We start from the raw sequence: 16,197 nt of genomic DNA on the forward strand, positions 1-16,197 counted from the left end.
AGTCCCTGATGGGCGATTTTTATCAAAACGGTATTGTTACCACGCTGCATAATTTAAACCAAAGACCGTTAGAAGAAATGGAAGCAGAGCTTCGACAGTTTTCTAAAGTGAGACCAATGTCTTTAGTATTGCCTTCACTGTATTCCGAGTTAGAAGGGGATGCACTGCCCAATATTGTCAAAGAATTAAGTAAGGTCGATTATTTATCCGAAATTGTGATTGGTCTGGATCAAGCAGATGAAGAACAGTACCGAAGCGCATTAAGGTTTTTTAAACCACTGAATCAGAATTTCAAAGTGTTATGGAATGATGGCCCAAGGCTACGCGCACTGGATCAAAAGCTCATCGATGAAGGACTGAGTCCAATGGAAGCGGGTAAAGGCCGAAATGTCTGGTTTTGCCTGGGCTACACACTGGCCTCAAAAAAATCAAAATCAGTGGCTTTACACGATTGTGACATTGTCACTTACGATCGAGGTTTGTTGGCGAGATTGATCTATCCTGTGGCCAATCCCAGTTTCAACTACGAGTTCTGTAAAGGCTATTATGCTCGCGTCGCCGATGGCAAGATCAATGGAAGGGTTAGCCGTTTATTAGTCACGCCATTAATTCGCGCGCTCACCCGAACGCTGGGGCACTATGATTATCTGGATTATCTGGATAGTTTTCGCTATCCATTAGCCGGTGAATTTTCATTTCGTAGCGGTGTGTGCACCGATATTCGTATTCCCAGTGACTGGGGGCTGGAAATCGGTGTGTTATCCGAGCTAAACAGAAATTACGCTAATAACCGTATTTGCCAGGCAGACATTGCTGATATCTATGATCATAAACATCAGGAGCTTTCGCCGGAAGATAGCGAAAAAGGTTTATCCAAAATGTCGATAGACATTGCCAAGGCCTTGTTTCGAAAGCTGGCAACTAATGGCGTGGTATTTAATACTGAAACGTTTCGTTCTATTAAAGCCACCTATTTTCGGATTGCGCTGGATTTTGTGGAAACCTATAACAATGATGCAGTGATGAATGGTCTTAAGCTGGATATCCACAGCGAAGAAAAAGCAGTGGAATTATTTGCCATGAATATTCTGGAAGCGGGTGAAAGATTTTTATTAAACCCGATGGAGAAACCATTTATGCCTAGTTGGAATCGCGTGACCAGTGCTATACCGAGCATACTCGATGAAATGGTTGCGGCTGTTGATGCTGACATGCGGGATTATCAATAATCAGCTAATAGGTAAGTAGTGATGACATCTTTACAGCAAGAGCTACGTTTTTTGGTAGAGACACATTTAGCCTTTATCTATGACGAGGCAAGTTATCCCGAGCTTGAGCATAGTCAATTAGCCAAGCAGCTGATTCAACTGATGGGGTTAGACGAGTGTTGTGTAAAGCCGGAGGTCCACACCAGTTTATGGGATCAGCAAGATGTAATGGTGATTAGCTATGGTGATAGCGTACTACAGGATGGTGAGACGCCGTTACATACGCTTAACCAATTTTTAACCCAGCGGCTGGCAGGCACTATTAATTGTTTGCATATCTTGCCATTTTTTCCGTATAGCTCGGATGATGGTTTTTCTGTCATTGATTACACCCAGGTAAATGATGGCTTGGGCGGTTGGCAGGAAATAGAAGAGATTTCAAGTCAGTTTAAATTAATGTCGGATCTGGTGATCAACCACTGCTCCAGCCGTAGCCGCTGGTTTGATAATTTTAAGCAATGTAAACAACCCGGCGTCGATTATTTTATTGAGACTGATCCAGCCACGGATACCAGTGCCGTTGTTCGCCCTCGAACTTCGCCGCTATTACGTGAAGTGGAAACACTGGAGGGTAAAAAATATGTATGGTGTACTTTTAGTCACGATCAAGTGGATTTAAACTTTGCTAACCCGCAAGTGCTGGCTGAGTTTGTCAATATCATAAAACTGTATCTGGATCGGGGGGTAAAAATATTTCGCCTAGATGCCGTTGCATTTTTATGGAAAGAGTTAGGTACCAATTGCCTGCACCACCCCAAAACCCACGAAATCATTCGGTTGTTGCGTACCCTGGTTGAACATCACTCTGCTGATGCCATCATCATTACGGAAACCAATGTTCCCAACCACGAAAACCTTTCATACTTTGGTAATGCTAACGAAGCGCATGCGGTGTATAACTTTAGCTTGCCGCCACTGCTAATCAATGCTTTGGTTACCGGCAGCAGTCAATATTTAAAAGCCTGGCAAATGACTATGCCGCCGGCGCAACAGGGCACCTTTTATTTTAATTTTATTGCCTCCCATGATGGTATTGGTTTGCGGCCGGTTGAAGGTTTGCTGAGCGAAACGGAAATCGATACCTTAATTAATACCATGCAGCAGTTTGGCGCCCGCATATCCTGGCGCGCTGCCGATGGTGGGAAAAATAAAGCCTATGAAATCAATGTCAGTTTATTTGATGCGTTGCAGGGCACTGTTAATGGCCCTGATAAATGGCAGATCCAACGGTTTTTATCTGCTCACGCAATCATGCTGGCATTAGAAGGCATTCCGGCCATTTATATTCACAGCTTGTTTGCTACCAATAACTATCAGGAGGGCGTAGAGCTTACTAAGAATAATCGTACTATCAATCGCTACAAGTGGAATTCGAACGAGTTGGGTGCGCTGTTAGATAATCCGCAAACCCATCACGCCAAAATTTTTACTCAATTAACGGCATTAATTAAAACCCGCCGCAAGCAACCAGCTTTTCATCCCGATGCCACTCAGTTTACCTTACATTTAGGTGACGATATTTTTGGCTTTTGGCGCCAGAGCCCGCGCCGTGATCAAAGTATTTTTTGTATTAATAATGTAACTGACAAGCAGGTAGTGATTCCCTTATCGTCGATCAATTTGATCAGTTTGGTAACGTGGGTAGATTTAATTTCCGGGCAGGCCTTTGAGGATTTACATAAGGATTTGATTCTGGAGCCTTACCAATCAGTTTGGCTAACTAACAAGGCCGGTTTATAAAATTCAAAGATGCCAAAACATAAGGGCTCCGAAATAGTGCGCGCAGTATGTTTTAGCATGATTGGTGTTTCATTGCGGTGCGTTTTTAGTGTCGATAATTACTCTTAATAGCCCAAGCCCCTACTAAACAAGGGCTGAGGTAGATTGGCACAGGCGTTGCAATAACTTAATCAGTGCTGAGATTTCTGGTTGTCAACCGGAGCGCAACACCAAACCCAATAGATGGCTAGGGTTCCGATCTTGCTGGTAATGCCTGCAAGGTGGCTGGTCCGAGAGCTATCGACCTCCTCCACGGGGGGTTACACGGCGGGACAAAAGCCCGGGAGACCTTGTTGTAAACACAGGATCTCACGCGCCCCAAAACCACTGTGTAGCTGTTGGAGGCTTCAATGAAAATTTTTTCCATTCGTAAAGCAATAAGTTCACTGGCCGCTGTCGCGGCAATTTCTCTTTCCAGTTTTGCCGCCACAGCGGCTGAGCCTTTAAAAATCGGTTACAGCGATTGGCCCGGCTGGGTTGCCTGGGAAGTCGCTATAGAAAAAGGCTGGTTCAAACAAGCAGGAGTTAGCGTTAAGTTTGAATGGTTTGATTATGTTGCGTCTATGGATGCATTTGCCGCTGGTAAATTGGACGCGGTGGCTATGACCAATGGTGATACTTTGGTTACAGGTGCTACTGGTGCACAAGGCGTCATGATGTTAATCAATGACTACTCCAATGGTAACGATATGATCGTAGCGCGCCCGGGCATCAAATCAGTCGCCGAATTAAAAGGTAAAAAAATAGGGGTTGAGGTCGGCTTTGTTGGCCATCTACTGCTACTCAATGCTCTCGAAACAGCCGGATTGTCCGAAGCTGACGTCGAATTGATCAATGTACCTACTAACGAAACACCTCAGGTGTTGGCTTCTGGTGATGTAGACGCGATAGTTGCATGGCAGCCAAATTCAGGTCAGGCGCTGCAACAAGTGCCAGGCTCTACTTCAGTGTCCAGTTCAGCGAATGCACCGGGCTTGATTTATGATGTGCTGGCAGTGAATCCTGCTTCATTAGTCAGTCGGAAAGAAGATTGGGCTAAAGTCGCCAAGGTTTGGTACAAAACTGTTGATTACATTCTGGATGAAAAAACCAAAGCAGACGCGCTGTCTATTATGGCTGCCAGAGTCGGGTTGACGGCTGAGGAATACGCACCGCTATTAGCGGGTACTAAGCTGATGACGTTGGCAGAAGCTAAAAAAGTTTTTAAGAAAGCCGATGGCTTTGGTTCACTGTATGGGTCGAGCAAAATTTCTGATGACTTCAATCTGAAGTATGACGTTTACCCCGAGGCTCAATCCTTGGATAACTATATTGACGGTTCAATCACTGGCGGTTTGTAACTGTAATTTTTGGTTCGGGGGAAGTCCTTATGTCGGAAGTAACACAGTGGTTCGCAGTTAGAACGGCATTGCCAAATAATAAGGCAATGTCGCTCACTGTGTTGTCTTTTTTACTTCCCATTTTATTATGGTGCCTGGTGAGTTATGTGCCCTTTATCTGGCATCCAAAAATTGAAATAACTGAACCCGGTGGGGTAAGTTGGTTTCAACAAGGGATGCTGGTGGAGCGGAATGTATTCGCTGAGCAACAAGAAGAGGCGGAACAAAAAGGTTTGGCGTTGCCGCAAGGCTTTCGTGCAAACCCGGTTTATTTACCAGCGCCGCATGATGTGGCAACCGCTTTTTATACGGCCTTCACAACTGAGCCAAAGCGCAGAAGTGAGCAATGGTTACATGAAAGCTTGTGGCACAGCATCACCATTATCTTTTGGGGATTTATATTGTCCTCTATTATCGGTGTGCCTATCGGTGTGCTTTGTGGTACCTATGCGGCAGTTTCAAAATTAAATGAACCCTTTATAGAATTTTTTCGTTACTTGCCGGCACCTGCATTCGGTGCTCTAGCGGTCGCTATATTGGGCATTCATGACGGCCCTAAAATTGCCATTATTTTTATCGGCACATTTTTTCAGCAAGTGTTAATTGTGGCTAATACTACCCGTAAGTTGGATCTTGCTTTATTAGAAGCCGCACTGACATTAGGGGCAAAAAAGTTGCAGTTGCTGTTTCGGGTGGTGGTGCCCGGTATCTTGCCGGATTTATTTCGCGACCAACGTATTTTATTAGGCTGGGCATGGACCTATTTAATTGTTGCAGAATTGATCGGCACCAGTTCGGGTATTACCTGGTTTATCACCCAGCAAGCACGCTATAAAAATTTTGATAATGTTTTTGCTGCCATAATTATGATCGGCATTATCGGTATCTTATCCGATATAGTATTAGCCCAGTTAGGTAAGCGATTGTTCCGCTGGGAAACAGCAAAGGCAAAGGCGTAGAGTAATGAGTGTAATTGAGCTACCCAGTTATCTGGAGCAAAGCGATAAAGTGAAAGCCCGATTAGCCAAGCTTAAGCAGCGGGAAACTATTCTTGAAGTAAAAGGTTTGTGTAAAAATTTTGTATCACCTCAAGGTGCGACTATTAATGCACTGAAAGATATTAATTTTAAAACCCATCGTCGTGAGTTTGTATGTGTTATTGGCCCTTCTGGTTGTGGTAAATCCACCTTGATCAGAATGTTAGCCGGCCTGGAATCTCCTAGTGGTGGTCAAGTTTTATTGGATGGAAAACCGGTTTCTTTACCAGGTCCTGATCGGGGTATGGTCTTTCAAGGTTATACTTTATTCCCGTGGTTAAGCGTCAAGCACAATGTCATGTTCGGTTTGGAGATGTCGGGTCACTCGAAAGCGACTGCTGAAGGTGAGGCGATGGACTGGATTGAATTAGTAGGTTTGACCAAGTTTGCCGACAATTATCCGCATCAATTATCCGGCGGTATGAAACAACGGGTTGCGATTGCTCGAGCTTTGGCCAATAAGCCGCGCATCCTGTTAATGGATGAGCCCTTTGGCGCACTGGATGCACAAACGCGCTCTAAAATGCAGGAAAATTTACTAGAGATATGGCGAAATATTGATATCACGGTGTTATTTATTACCCATGATCTTGATGAAGCCATTTATCTGGCAGATCGTATTTTGGTACTGAAAGCCCATCCCGGCGAGGTTAATGAACTGATCGAAGTGCCTGTGCCCAGACCGCGAACCGTCGAGCAGTTTATTTCGCCTGAATTTCTAGCCACTAAAAAACGGCTGGAAGAATTAATCCATCCGCCAACGACTGACGAGGATGAACCGGCCATGTCTATGGTGCGGATGGTGCGTGTTGGTGACGATGTTGAGAATGGTCACAGTGATACGCCTTTTGATAATTCAGCGATGACATCCGAGGTGGAATAATGTCATCGCTCCTCAATTTACTAACCGGCATCGGGGACGACCCCGCTGTCGCGATTCACACGGGACGGCCCGCGGTTAACTCTTATGCCGGATGCGGTCGCTAGTTGTATAGCAACTACTTATTTAAAACTTATTGATATTGTAAGCCTTGCATTCACACGACTGCGTTGTCGTGGAAACGAATATTGTCGAAAAAATATTATCGGGGGATAAGCAATGACAGACGTTAATTACAATCACATGGTCTATAGCGACACCTTGCCAGGCGGTAGTCACTGGTCAATGACGATGCGCAAAGGTATGACACTGCGCTTAATAGATGATGAGGGTGGTGCCAATTTGGGGATGTTGTTTTACAACCCTGCAAATTTACTGGAGCGCTATAACGCTCCGGATACCTTGAAATGTCAGCACAGTTTTAAATTGACCCAAGGACATTGCTTGTATTCGGATATGGGTCGTATTTTTTGTTCCATTATCGAAGATAGCGCCGGTTGGCACGATACCGTTTGCGGCAACAGTAATCGCGAGCTGGTGACTAAAAAATGGGGAGAGAAAAATTATCAGCAATACCGCAATGACTGGCAGCTGAGTGGCTATGATTCGTTTTTAGTGGAAGTGGCAAAGTACGGGTTAGGAAAAAAAGATTTAGCTGCCAATATTAATTGGTTTAGCAAGGTTGCCACCGATGAACAGGGCAATCTGTGTTTTGATCCGGCTGCCGCAAAAGCGGGCAGTTATGTGGATCTGCGTTTTGAAATGGATACCCTGGTGGTGATGCACACCTGTCCGCATCCTTTAAATCCTGCGTTGGAGTATCCGCGTAAACCAGTGAGTTATCAGTTGCGTTACTCGGCACCGATTACCGACGATGATCTATGTAAAAACCATTGTCCTGAGAATCAGCGTGGTTTTAAAAACACTGAATTATTTAACTTAGGCTTGTAGGCGGGTGGCAGAATGATTAAGCACAGTACATTAAACACCGAGCAAGCTATTTACCGTGAAGTGATTGCGGCCGGTGATTATTATTTAAAACCGTTAAAAGCGGGGCAGACGATTCGTATTCTTGATCTGGAAGGCAATCAGGCGGCGGATACTTTATTTTATAGTGAGCATGACCCTGCGGAGCGTTACAGCGCTATGGATACTATCCGGGAGCAGGGCAATGTGTATCTCAGCGCCGGTTCAGTGTTGATGAGCAATGACAATAATCCGATGCTGGAAATTGTCGCTGACACTTGTGGCCGCCACGATACATTAGGAGGTGCTTGTGCCACTGAGTCCAACACCGTGCGCTATGCGCTGGATAAAAAATGTATGCACGCCTGTCGTGATTCCTGGTTGTTGGCAGTGGCAGAAAATGAACAGTTTGGTATGAGTAAGCGCGACATCACTCATAACATTAATTTCTTTATGAACGTACCGATTACCACGGATGGCGGATTGACGTTTGCAGATGGCATTAGCGATGCGGGTAAATATGTTGAGTTACAAGCGAAGATGGATGTGCTGGTACTGATTTCGAATTGCCCGCAGTTAAACAACCCTTGCAATGCTTACAACCCGACACCGGTTGAAGTCATTATTTGGGATTGCTGAGGAGCGCATCATGTTTAACACTGTATTAATTGCCAACCGTGGTGCTATTAGCACACGTATTATTCGTACCTTGAAACAGTTAGGGGTGAAGTCGGTAGCTGTTTTTAACGAAGCCGATGCCGAATCCTTGCATGTGCAGCAAGCCGATGTTGCTGTCAGCTTAGGGGTGGGCAATGCCGCAGACACTTATTTGGATATGGATAAAATCATTGCCGCCGCTAAGCTACATAAAGCGCAGGCGATTCATCCCGGTTATGGTTTTTTAAGTGAGAACACCGGATTTGTGCAGCGCTGTGAAGCCGAGGGTATTGTTTTTATTGGACCCACTGCGGAACAAATGAATATCTTTGGTTTAAAGCATCAAGCCAGGGATGTGGCGGAACAGGCTGGGGTGCCTTTGGTACCCGGTTCGCCCTTGCTGAATGACCTACAGGCTGCGCTGCAATGGGCTACCGATGTCGGCTACCCGATAATATTAAAAAGCACCGCCGGCGGTGGTGGTATCGGCATGCAAGTGTGCCAAAGCCAGCAGGAACTGGAACAGGCCTGGAGCAGTGTCAAGCGCTTAAGTGCTAATTATTTTTCCAATGATGGTGTCTTTCTGGAAAAATTTATCGGCAATGCTCGCCATATTGAAGTGCAGGCTTTTGGTGATGGCAAGGGTGTGGTGGTGTCGTTGGGTGAGCGTGATTGTTCTGCTCAGCGTCGTAATCAAAAAGTAATTGAAGAAACCCCCGCGCCAAATTTAAGCGAAACCATGCGTCAGGAATTACATGCCACGGCGGAGCGCTTGATGGCTGCGGTCAATTATCGCAATGCCGGCACGGTGGAATTTATTTATGATGCGGACAACGATAAGTTTTACTTTTTGGAAGTTAATACGCGTTTGCAGGTTGAGCACGGCGTCACCGAACAGGTGTGGGGTGTGGATCTGGTGCACTGGATGTTGCAACAAGCCTGCGGTGAAATGGATGACCTGTTGGCACTTAAGCAGCAAACGCAACCACAGGGTCATGCCATTCAGGTTCGGGTTTATGCTGAAGATCCGCTGAAAGATTTTCAACCTTGCGCCGGTTTGCTCTCGCAAGTGCAGTGGCCAGTTGCCGATGGCTTGCGTATTAATCACTGGATTGAATCGGGTGTTGAAGTACCGTCGCTGTTTGATCCCATGTTAGCCAAAGTGATTGTGCATGCGACTGACCGTCAGCAGGCTTTAACGCAGTTAACCGAGGCGCTGGCTAACAGCATTATTTATGGTATTGAAACCAATCTTGATTATGTACAAAAAATACTGGCATCTAACAGTTGCCAGCAGGGGCGTTTGTTAACCCGTAGCCTGGCGGATTTTGTCTATACCACAACAGCGATTCAAGTATTGCAAGCCGGTACCCAAACCACGGTTCAGGATTTTCCTGGTCGTACCGGTTTATGGCATGTCGGTGTGCCACCTTCAGGGCCGATGGATAGCCTGTCTTTGCAACTCGCTAATCGTTTGCTAGGCAATGATGACAGCGCAGCAGCCCTGGAAATTACGCTGAATGGCCCGACCTTATTATTTACCAGTGCAACCCGGTTGGCATTGGTCGGTGGCGAGATCGAAGCGTTTATCGATGATCTGCCTGTTGCCATGAATCAAGTCATTACTATTGCCGCTGGTCAGCAATTACGCCTAGGGAAAATTTTAGCGGGTGCGCGCAGCTACTTAGCTGTAGCGGGGGGCTTGCAGTGTCCTTTGTATTTAGGTTCTCGAGCCACATTCACCCTTGGCAAATTTGGCGGTCATGCGGGGCGCGCATTGCGTGCAGGGGATGTATTGCACCTGGTAGAGAGCACCGGGACTGATAAAGAAACTGTGTTGCCGCAGCATAGTTGCCCTGTCATAAACGATGAGTGGACGCTGCGGGTTATCTATGGGCCTCATGGCGCCCCGGATTTTTTTCAGCAAAGTGATATTGATACTTTTATCAATCATCAGTGGGAAGTGCATTACAACTCAAGCCGCACCGGTGTGCGTTTGATTGGCCCCAAGCCGCAGTGGGCGCGTGAGACAGGCGGTGAAGCAGGTTTACATCCCTCTAATATTCACGATAACGCTTACGCTTTTGGGGCGGTGGATTTTACCGGTGATATGCCGGTTATTTTAGGGCCGGATGGACCGTCGTTGGGTGGTTTTGTCTGCCCAGTTACGGTGATTACTGCTGACCTGTGGAAGCTGGGACAATTAAAAGCTGGCGCCAGAATTCGTTTCCAGGCGATTACGGTGGAGCAAGCGGTAACGTTAGAAGCGCAGCAGCAAGCAGCGATTAAACAACTATCGCCATTAACACCGTTAGCAATTGCTGAGCAGCAATTGATTTCTCCCATCGTTAAGCATTCCAAAACCGGTGATGACGAGGTGGTTTATCGTGTGGCCGGTGATCATTTTTTATTGGTTGAATTAGGGCCGCTGGAACTCAATATCGAGCGGCGTTTTAAAGTCCACGCCTTAATGCTGTGGTTAGAGGCGCATCAGTTGGACGGTATGCGTGAACTGACACCAGGTATTCGCTCATTGCAAATTCATTATGATTCACAGCAACTGTCGCTGAGCTCGCTGCTTGAGCATATTGAGCAAGGTGTTGCCACACTTATCAATAGTGAACAACTCAGTGTGCCGTCTCGTATCGTGCACCTGCCATTGAGTTGGGATGATGAAGCCTGTCAATTAGCGATAAAAAAATACATGCAGTCGGTGCGTCCGGGGGCGCCCTGGTGTCCGAGCAATCTGGAATTTATTCGTCGCATTAATGGCTTGGAAGATATCGAAGCAGTAAAAGACATTGTCTTTAATGCTGCTTATTTAGTGATGGGTTTAGGCGATGTCTATTTAGGTGCGCCGGTGGCGACTCCGTTAGACCCGCGCCACCGTTTGGTAACCACCAAATATAATCCGGCCAGAACCTGGACTGCGGAAAATTCGGTGGGTATCGGTGGCGCTTATATGTGCGTGTACGGGATGGAAGGGCCAGGTGGTTATCAATTTGTAGGCCGCACTTTGCAAATGTGGAACCGCTATCGCAGTACTTCATGTTTTTCGCAGCCCTGGTTGCTGCGCTTTTTTGATCAAATTCGTTTCTATCCGGTGACTGCGGATGAATTGCACGCTATTCGCCGTGATTTTCCTTTGGGCAATTATCCTTTGCGGATTGAAGAAACCGAATTTAAGTTGGCCGATTACCAACAGTTTCTCGATCAGCAACAAGCACCCATTGAACAATTTCAACAGCAGCGGCAGCAAGCGTTTGCTGACGAGTTGGCGCACTGGCGAGCTACCGGTCAATTGACTTATGAACAACAAGAAGTGATGTCTGCGCCGTTAGATCAGCACATTATTCCAGAAGGAATGGTAGCGGTTGATAGTTCGGTTTCCGGTAATGTCTGGCAGCTGCAGGTGAAAGAGGGTGACATCGTGGCGAGTGGTGATGTGTTGATGGTATTGGAATCCATGAAAATGGAGATTGAAGTATTTGCTAGTAGCGCTGGTACTGTGCAGAAAATTTTATCCCAGCCGGGACAGGCAGTGGTAGCCGGTCAACAGCTGCTGTGGTTGAAAGCGCAGTAAGTCTGAGTATCGCGAACACATTATGTAGATGAGAGAAATCAAATTATGAGTAACACCTTAATCAATTTATCATTGGCCGCTGTAAGCGAAAGTTATCTGTCGGCCAGTACCACGCCGCGGCAATTAATTTTGCAATTACGGCAGCAGGCAATAGCACAGAGTGATTACAATGCCTGGATTCACTTGCTGACCGAAGATGAGTTAGAGCCTTATTTTTTAGCACTGGAACAAGCTGATAGCGATGCCTTGCCTTTGTACGGCGTGCCCTTTGCCATTAAAGACAATATTGATTTAGCGGGAATTGCGACCACCGCGGCCTGCCCGGATTTTGCTTATACGCCGACACAATCTGCTTTTGTGGTGGAGCAGCTGATTGCAGCGGGTGCGGTGCCTCTGGGGAAAACCAATCTCGATCAATTTGCCACCGGTTTGGTCGGTGTGCGCTCTCCTTTTGGTGAGGGAAAAAACACCTTTAATAAAGACTATATTTCTGGTGGTAGTAGCGCCGGGTCTGCCATTGCTACTGCACTGGGGCAAGTCAGTTTTGCTTTGGGTACAGATACGGCGGGTTCTGGTCGTGTACCTGCCGCGTTAAATAATTTAATCGGGCATAAGCCCAGTCTCGGCTTGTTAAGCACGCGCGGTGTAGTTCCTGCTTGCCGGACTCTGGATTGTGTCAGCATATTTGCCTTAAACACCGACGATGCAGCCACTGTGTTAGACGTCGCGGCTTGTTATGATGAACAGGACCCCTACGCAAGACCTAATCATTACGCTAACCGCAAACGTTTTTTTGGCAACACCAAAGCGGCGTTTACCTTTGCGGTGCCAGCACAGCTGGATTTTCAACATAATACGGAAACTGAAAAACTGTTTGATCAAGCGGTCGCTCACTTTATTGCGCTGGGTGGTGAGAAAATTGAAATTAACTTTGAGCCGTTTTTGACCGTTGCCAAGTTATTATACGAAGGTCCCTGGGTAGCTGAGCGCTGGTTAGCAACTGAGCAGGTAAAAACTGAATCGATGTTGCCGGTAATTCAAACCATTATCAAAGGTGCAGAAGGCACCACCGCTGCCCAGGCCTTTGCGGCACAATACCGTCTGGCTGAATTAAAACGCCAGTGTGATGCGCTAATTGCTGGCGTAGACTTTACTGTCATCCCGACTTCGCCAACCTTTTACACCCGTCAACAGTTGCGTGAACAGCCGATTGCGCACAACTCAACTTTAGGTACCTATACCAACTTTGTGAACCTGTTAGATTACACCGCGACCGCAGTGCCTATTGGCTTTACTGATTGCGGCGTGCCCTGGGGTGTTTCATTATTTTCCCACGCCTTTGACGATATTCGCTTGCTGTCTTATAGCCAGCAATTACAACAGGCTTGTGGTCTACCCATGGCGACGGGGAGTCACCCTTTACCTCAGCCAGCCATAGCAAAACAGGCTGCCATAGAATCAACAGTGGAGGTGGTTGTTTGTGGCGCGCATCTTGAGGGGCAGCCATTGAATTGGCAGCTGAGTGAGCGCGGGGCCACGCTTATGGCTAAAACCCATAGTGCTTCCAATTACTTATTGTACGCCCTCGCGGATGGTAAGCGGCCAGCGATGATGCGTGATGAAGATGATGGTGTGGCGATCGAAGTAGAGGTCTGGTCATTACCAATAGAAAATTTTGGCTCCTTCGTGGCCGGTATTCCGGCTCCGTTGGGGATTGGTAAAGTGGAGCTGGCGGATGGTCGTTGGTTGAGTGGCTTTATTGCCGATGCCTCGGGTTTGGTGGGGGCCAGTAATATCAGCTCCTATGGCGGTTGGCGGCACTGGCTGGCTGCGGCTAAAAGCTAGGGCATCTATACTTCAGGATCAATGTTTAGATTCCTCCGTTGAGTGTAAACGCCCGGTGGAGGTTTTATCCCTGACTCCCCCGCACCCCAATGTCTCCGTTTGCTACGATATTTATCCCCAAAAGTGGCGCTGAATCTGTAATACTTCCCCACCAGTATTATCATCTGTTTCAGGAATACGCCCTTGCCCTTGCTACACGATCTTTCCCTGCACCCCAAATTATTAAAAGCACTGGATAAACTCGGCTTTACCGAGGCCACACCGGTGCAGGCAGAATCTATCCCGGGGGCTTTGGCGGGTAAAGATTTGATGGTTTCAGCTGCAACCGGTAGCGGTAAAACCGCTGCTTTTTTACTGCCGTTGATCGACCGGCTGTTGAACCATGCCGCCCCTAACAGTGCCACCAGAGCACTGATCTTATTGCCGACTAGAGAGCTGGCGCTGCAAACCAAAAAGAACTTTGAGCAATTGGCCGCGTTTACCCCTATTAAGTGTGGTTTGATCATGGGTGGTGAGGCCTTCAAACATCAGGTAGCCACGTTACGAAAAAACCCGGAAGTGATTATTGCTACCCCCGGGCGACTGGTCGATCATATTGAAAAAGGTACTACCGATTTTCGCGATCTTGAAGTGTTGGTGCTGGATGAAGCAGACCGCATGCTGGATATGGGTTTTGCCATTGCCATGAATGCCATAGCCGATTGTTGTAACAAACAGCGCCAAAATTTATTGTTTTCAGCGACCTTGAGCCACAAGGGCCTGGGGCAAATTCTTAAAACCTTTAATCAACCCCTATCTATTGAGGTTGGTTCGCCTCGTCAACAGCATCTGAATATTCAGCAGCAATTAGTATTAGCCGATTCGATCAAGCATAAAGAGAAATTGGTTACGGCCTTAATTGCCGAAGAGCAGGCCCGCAAGGTATTTGTGTTTTGCAATACCCGCCAGCACTGTCAGCAATTAAGTCATGTGTTGAAATATAATAAACTGAAAGTAAATTTTATTCACGGCGAGATTTCGCAAAACGACCGCAAGCAAATTATGAATCAATTCCGTCAGGGCAGTATTGATGTGCTGGTGGCAACCGATCTCGCTGCCCGTGGTCTGGATATTGATGATGTGGATTTGGTTATCAATTTTAATATTGCCCAGTCCGGGGACGATCATATCCACCGCGTCGGAAGAACCGGGCGCGCAGGGCAGGAAGGCAAAGCTATTACCATTATCGATAGCAATGAATGGAATCAAATGTCTAGCATCGAGCGTTATTTAGGTATTCGATTCGAGCACAGAGTGGTTAAGGATTTAAAAGCGAATTATACCGGTCCTAAAAAATTGAAAAATTCCGGTAAGTCAGTAGGTGCCAAAAAGAAAAAGGTCTCTAAGGCAGATGCTAAGGCCAAGGCTAAATCGGCGAAGAAAAATAAAGCTGGTACAGGAAATTTAAAACCGGTGACGGGTGATGGTTTTGGGGTGATGCGGAAAAAGAAGTGACGCCAGAGTTCTGTTTTTTAGTGTAATTTTCCGCCTTGGTGCAATTAAATCAAGTAGATTTTGGATAGTAAATAATAAGTGCGCTAAGAGCTTGTATCGTTTGGCTATTGATACACCTATTTAGGAGTAATTAATTTGTTTAAATTAATTCTACAATCAATCGGCATTTTTATATTGGGTACAGCAGTGCTGGCTATCATTGCAAGATTCACTTTTCATGGTCAGTATGATGAAATGACCATAGTGCCGAAAATATTGATTGGGATATTATACTGCCTGCCGATTGTGGTTTCGGCCAGCTATTTTGTAAAAGGCTACAAGCTTACGGTTGCAAAAAAGTAGCAGGGAAAGAGCGCGTTTTTTTGCAACTTGGGGGTCGCATCCGATTTTGTGATCGGCTGAAATAGCTGTAGCGATAGCGTATGGGTTTGCTAATAGGGAAAACTGAGAAGCATTTCAATTTTTCATGAGGTATTACTTTGATTTATCAACGGCAAAACTGGTTGACGTCCATAAACTTTGCCATACCGCTTCAGTTGATGCGCTAAGTTCAGGAGAAGGCCTCACCATATGGACTGCGCTCACCATAAATTCACCACCTTGCAGCACTGGGATTACAATTTTACCTTGATCATCGGTGATTAATTGGGCTTCCAATACCTTGTCACCAATTCGGTTAAATATCAGTGCTTTTTTATTGGTAAAAGGTTTGCCTTGCCATAACAGTTGCAGGCTAATATTGTCCTGCTTGGCTGACAGCTGATAGGGATTGTCATTTACCACCCATTCAAAATCCAGACCTAATATTTGATCTTGCCCGTCGCCGTTACCGACCGCGATTAAACTTTTGACATAGCGTTTGTAGGCTTCAGTAAAACCGCTGGCGGGCAGTCCGCGTTGCTGATGTTCCGTCAGTACCCAGTCAAGTCCTGACTCGGTTAAAAACCCAGTGAATTTTTCCGGGCTTGGGTAGACCACAGTAGAGTTGTTAGAAATATAGGATGCTATATGTAAACCTTCACCTAAGGGGAGTTGGCTAAGTGCGGGTAATTGTCCAAATCGGGATTCGATCTCTACCGTTTTATTAGCCATGGTTAGTTCAAACGTCTCAAAATTAGTTTTGAAATAGCGCAGTGGTTCGCCTTTAAAGTGTTGCCCTACGCGTAAGTTCGCTTCAATCAATGAGCGCTCTTGTAACTGGAAGTTGAGCGGCTGTAGCCAAAATTCATGACTGTAACCGGTAATGCAGTGAAGGATTAATCCAATGAGTGATAATAGCTGTATATATAATTTGTTATTGCTCATAATA

12 protein-coding genes and 1 riboswitch are annotated in these 16,197 nt (G+C 46.3%); of the genes, 11 read left to right on the plus strand and 1 reads right to left on the minus strand.

Annotated features, from left to right (window positions below; genetic code table 11):
- The first annotated feature begins 8 nt into the window (after positions 1-8).
- The 11 genes from UNITIG_RS14335 (at position 9) to UNITIG_RS14385 (ending at position 15,230) form a co-directional block, all read left to right on the plus strand.
- On the plus strand, positions 9-1,229 hold the full coding sequence (locus UNITIG_RS14335) for a glycosyl transferase (RefSeq protein WP_101758994.1): 1,221 nt from the start codon (positions 9-11) through the stop codon (positions 1,227-1,229).
- 18 nt (positions 1,230-1,247) lie between these two features.
- The gene (locus UNITIG_RS14340) at positions 1,248-3,008 is read left to right on the plus strand and encodes an alpha-amylase family glycosyl hydrolase (RefSeq protein ID WP_101758995.1); all 1,761 of its coding nucleotides are present in this window, start codon (positions 1,248-1,250) and stop codon (positions 3,006-3,008) included.
- Positions 3,009-3,223: 215 nt separating this feature from the next.
- Positions 3,224-3,336, plus strand: a riboswitch (guanidine-I (ykkC/yxkD leader).
- Positions 3,337-3,397: 61 nt separating this feature from the next.
- Positions 3,398-4,387, plus strand: a complete 990-nt coding sequence (locus UNITIG_RS14345; protein ID WP_101758996.1) for an ABC transporter substrate-binding protein — start codon at positions 3,398-3,400, stop codon at positions 4,385-4,387.
- 29 nt (positions 4,388-4,416) lie between these two features.
- Entirely contained in the window at positions 4,417-5,385 is a 969-nt protein-coding gene (locus UNITIG_RS14350; RefSeq protein ID WP_101758997.1) for an ABC transporter permease, read from the plus strand.
- Between the two features lie 4 nt (positions 5,386-5,389).
- Positions 5,390-6,346 carry an ABC transporter ATP-binding protein gene (locus tag UNITIG_RS14355; RefSeq protein WP_101758998.1) on the plus strand — a complete coding sequence of 319 codons (957 nt, stop codon included), beginning with the start codon at positions 5,390-5,392 and terminating at the stop codon, positions 6,344-6,346.
- Between the two features lie 216 nt (positions 6,347-6,562).
- Entirely contained in the window at positions 6,563-7,294 is a 732-nt protein-coding gene (locus UNITIG_RS14360; protein ID WP_101758999.1) for an urea amidolyase associated protein UAAP1, read from the plus strand.
- A 12-nt stretch (positions 7,295-7,306) separates the two neighbouring features.
- Positions 7,307-7,948, plus strand: coding sequence for an urea amidolyase associated protein UAAP2 (locus UNITIG_RS14365; RefSeq protein WP_101759000.1), 642 nt, complete (start codon positions 7,307-7,309; stop codon positions 7,946-7,948).
- Positions 7,949-7,958: 10 nt separating this feature from the next.
- Entirely contained in the window at positions 7,959-11,549 is a 3,591-nt protein-coding gene (uca, locus tag UNITIG_RS14370; protein ID WP_101759001.1) for an urea carboxylase, read from the plus strand.
- A 45-nt stretch (positions 11,550-11,594) separates the two neighbouring features.
- Positions 11,595-13,394 (plus strand): allophanate hydrolase, encoded by a 1,800-nt coding sequence (gene atzF, locus UNITIG_RS14375; RefSeq protein WP_101759002.1) that lies wholly within the window; start codon positions 11,595-11,597, stop codon positions 13,392-13,394.
- A gap of 183 nt (positions 13,395-13,577) precedes the next feature.
- Complete coding sequence (locus UNITIG_RS14380; RefSeq protein ID WP_101759003.1) at positions 13,578-14,888, plus strand: DEAD/DEAH box helicase; 1,311 nt, start codon at positions 13,578-13,580, stop codon at positions 14,886-14,888.
- Positions 14,889-15,023: 135 nt separating this feature from the next.
- On the plus strand, positions 15,024-15,230 hold the full coding sequence (locus UNITIG_RS14385; RefSeq protein ID WP_101759004.1) for a hypothetical protein: 207 nt from the start codon (positions 15,024-15,026) through the stop codon (positions 15,228-15,230).
- 132 nt (positions 15,231-15,362) lie between these two features.
- Here UNITIG_RS14385 and UNITIG_RS14390 read toward each other — a convergent pair whose 3' ends face one another.
- Complete coding sequence (locus tag UNITIG_RS14390; RefSeq protein WP_101759005.1) at positions 15,363-16,193, minus strand: DUF4198 domain-containing protein; 831 nt, start codon at positions 16,191-16,193, stop codon at positions 15,363-15,365.
- Between the last annotated feature and the right edge of the window lie 4 nt (positions 16,194-16,197).

Source organism: Oceanicoccus sp. KOV_DT_Chl, from assembly GCF_900120175.1.
Classification (GTDB): Bacteria; Pseudomonadota; Gammaproteobacteria; order Pseudomonadales; family Dasaniaceae; genus Oceanicoccus.

Coding starts and splice junctions, on each gene's coding strand:
- UNITIG_RS14360 (WP_101758999.1), top strand. CDS start 6,563: ATGACAGACGTTAATTACAATCACATGGTCTATAGCGACACCTTGCCA.
- UNITIG_RS14345 (WP_101758996.1), top strand. CDS start 3,398: ATGAAAATTTTTTCCATTCGTAAAGCAATAAGTTCACTGGCCGCTGTC.
- UNITIG_RS14365 (WP_101759000.1), top strand. CDS start 7,307: ATGATTAAGCACAGTACATTAAACACCGAGCAAGCTATTTACCGTGAA.
- atzF (WP_101759002.1), top strand. CDS start 11,595: ATGAGTAACACCTTAATCAATTTATCATTGGCCGCTGTAAGCGAAAGT.
- UNITIG_RS14335 (WP_101758994.1), top strand. CDS start 9: ATGGGCGATTTTTATCAAAACGGTATTGTTACCACGCTGCATAATTTA.
- UNITIG_RS14355 (WP_101758998.1), top strand. CDS start 5,390: ATGAGTGTAATTGAGCTACCCAGTTATCTGGAGCAAAGCGATAAAGTG.
- UNITIG_RS14390 (WP_101759005.1), bottom strand. CDS start 16,193: ATGAGCAATAACAAATTATATATACAGCTATTATCACTCATTGGATTA.
- UNITIG_RS14350 (WP_101758997.1), top strand. CDS start 4,417: ATGTCGGAAGTAACACAGTGGTTCGCAGTTAGAACGGCATTGCCAAAT.
- uca (WP_101759001.1), top strand. CDS start 7,959: ATGTTTAACACTGTATTAATTGCCAACCGTGGTGCTATTAGCACACGT.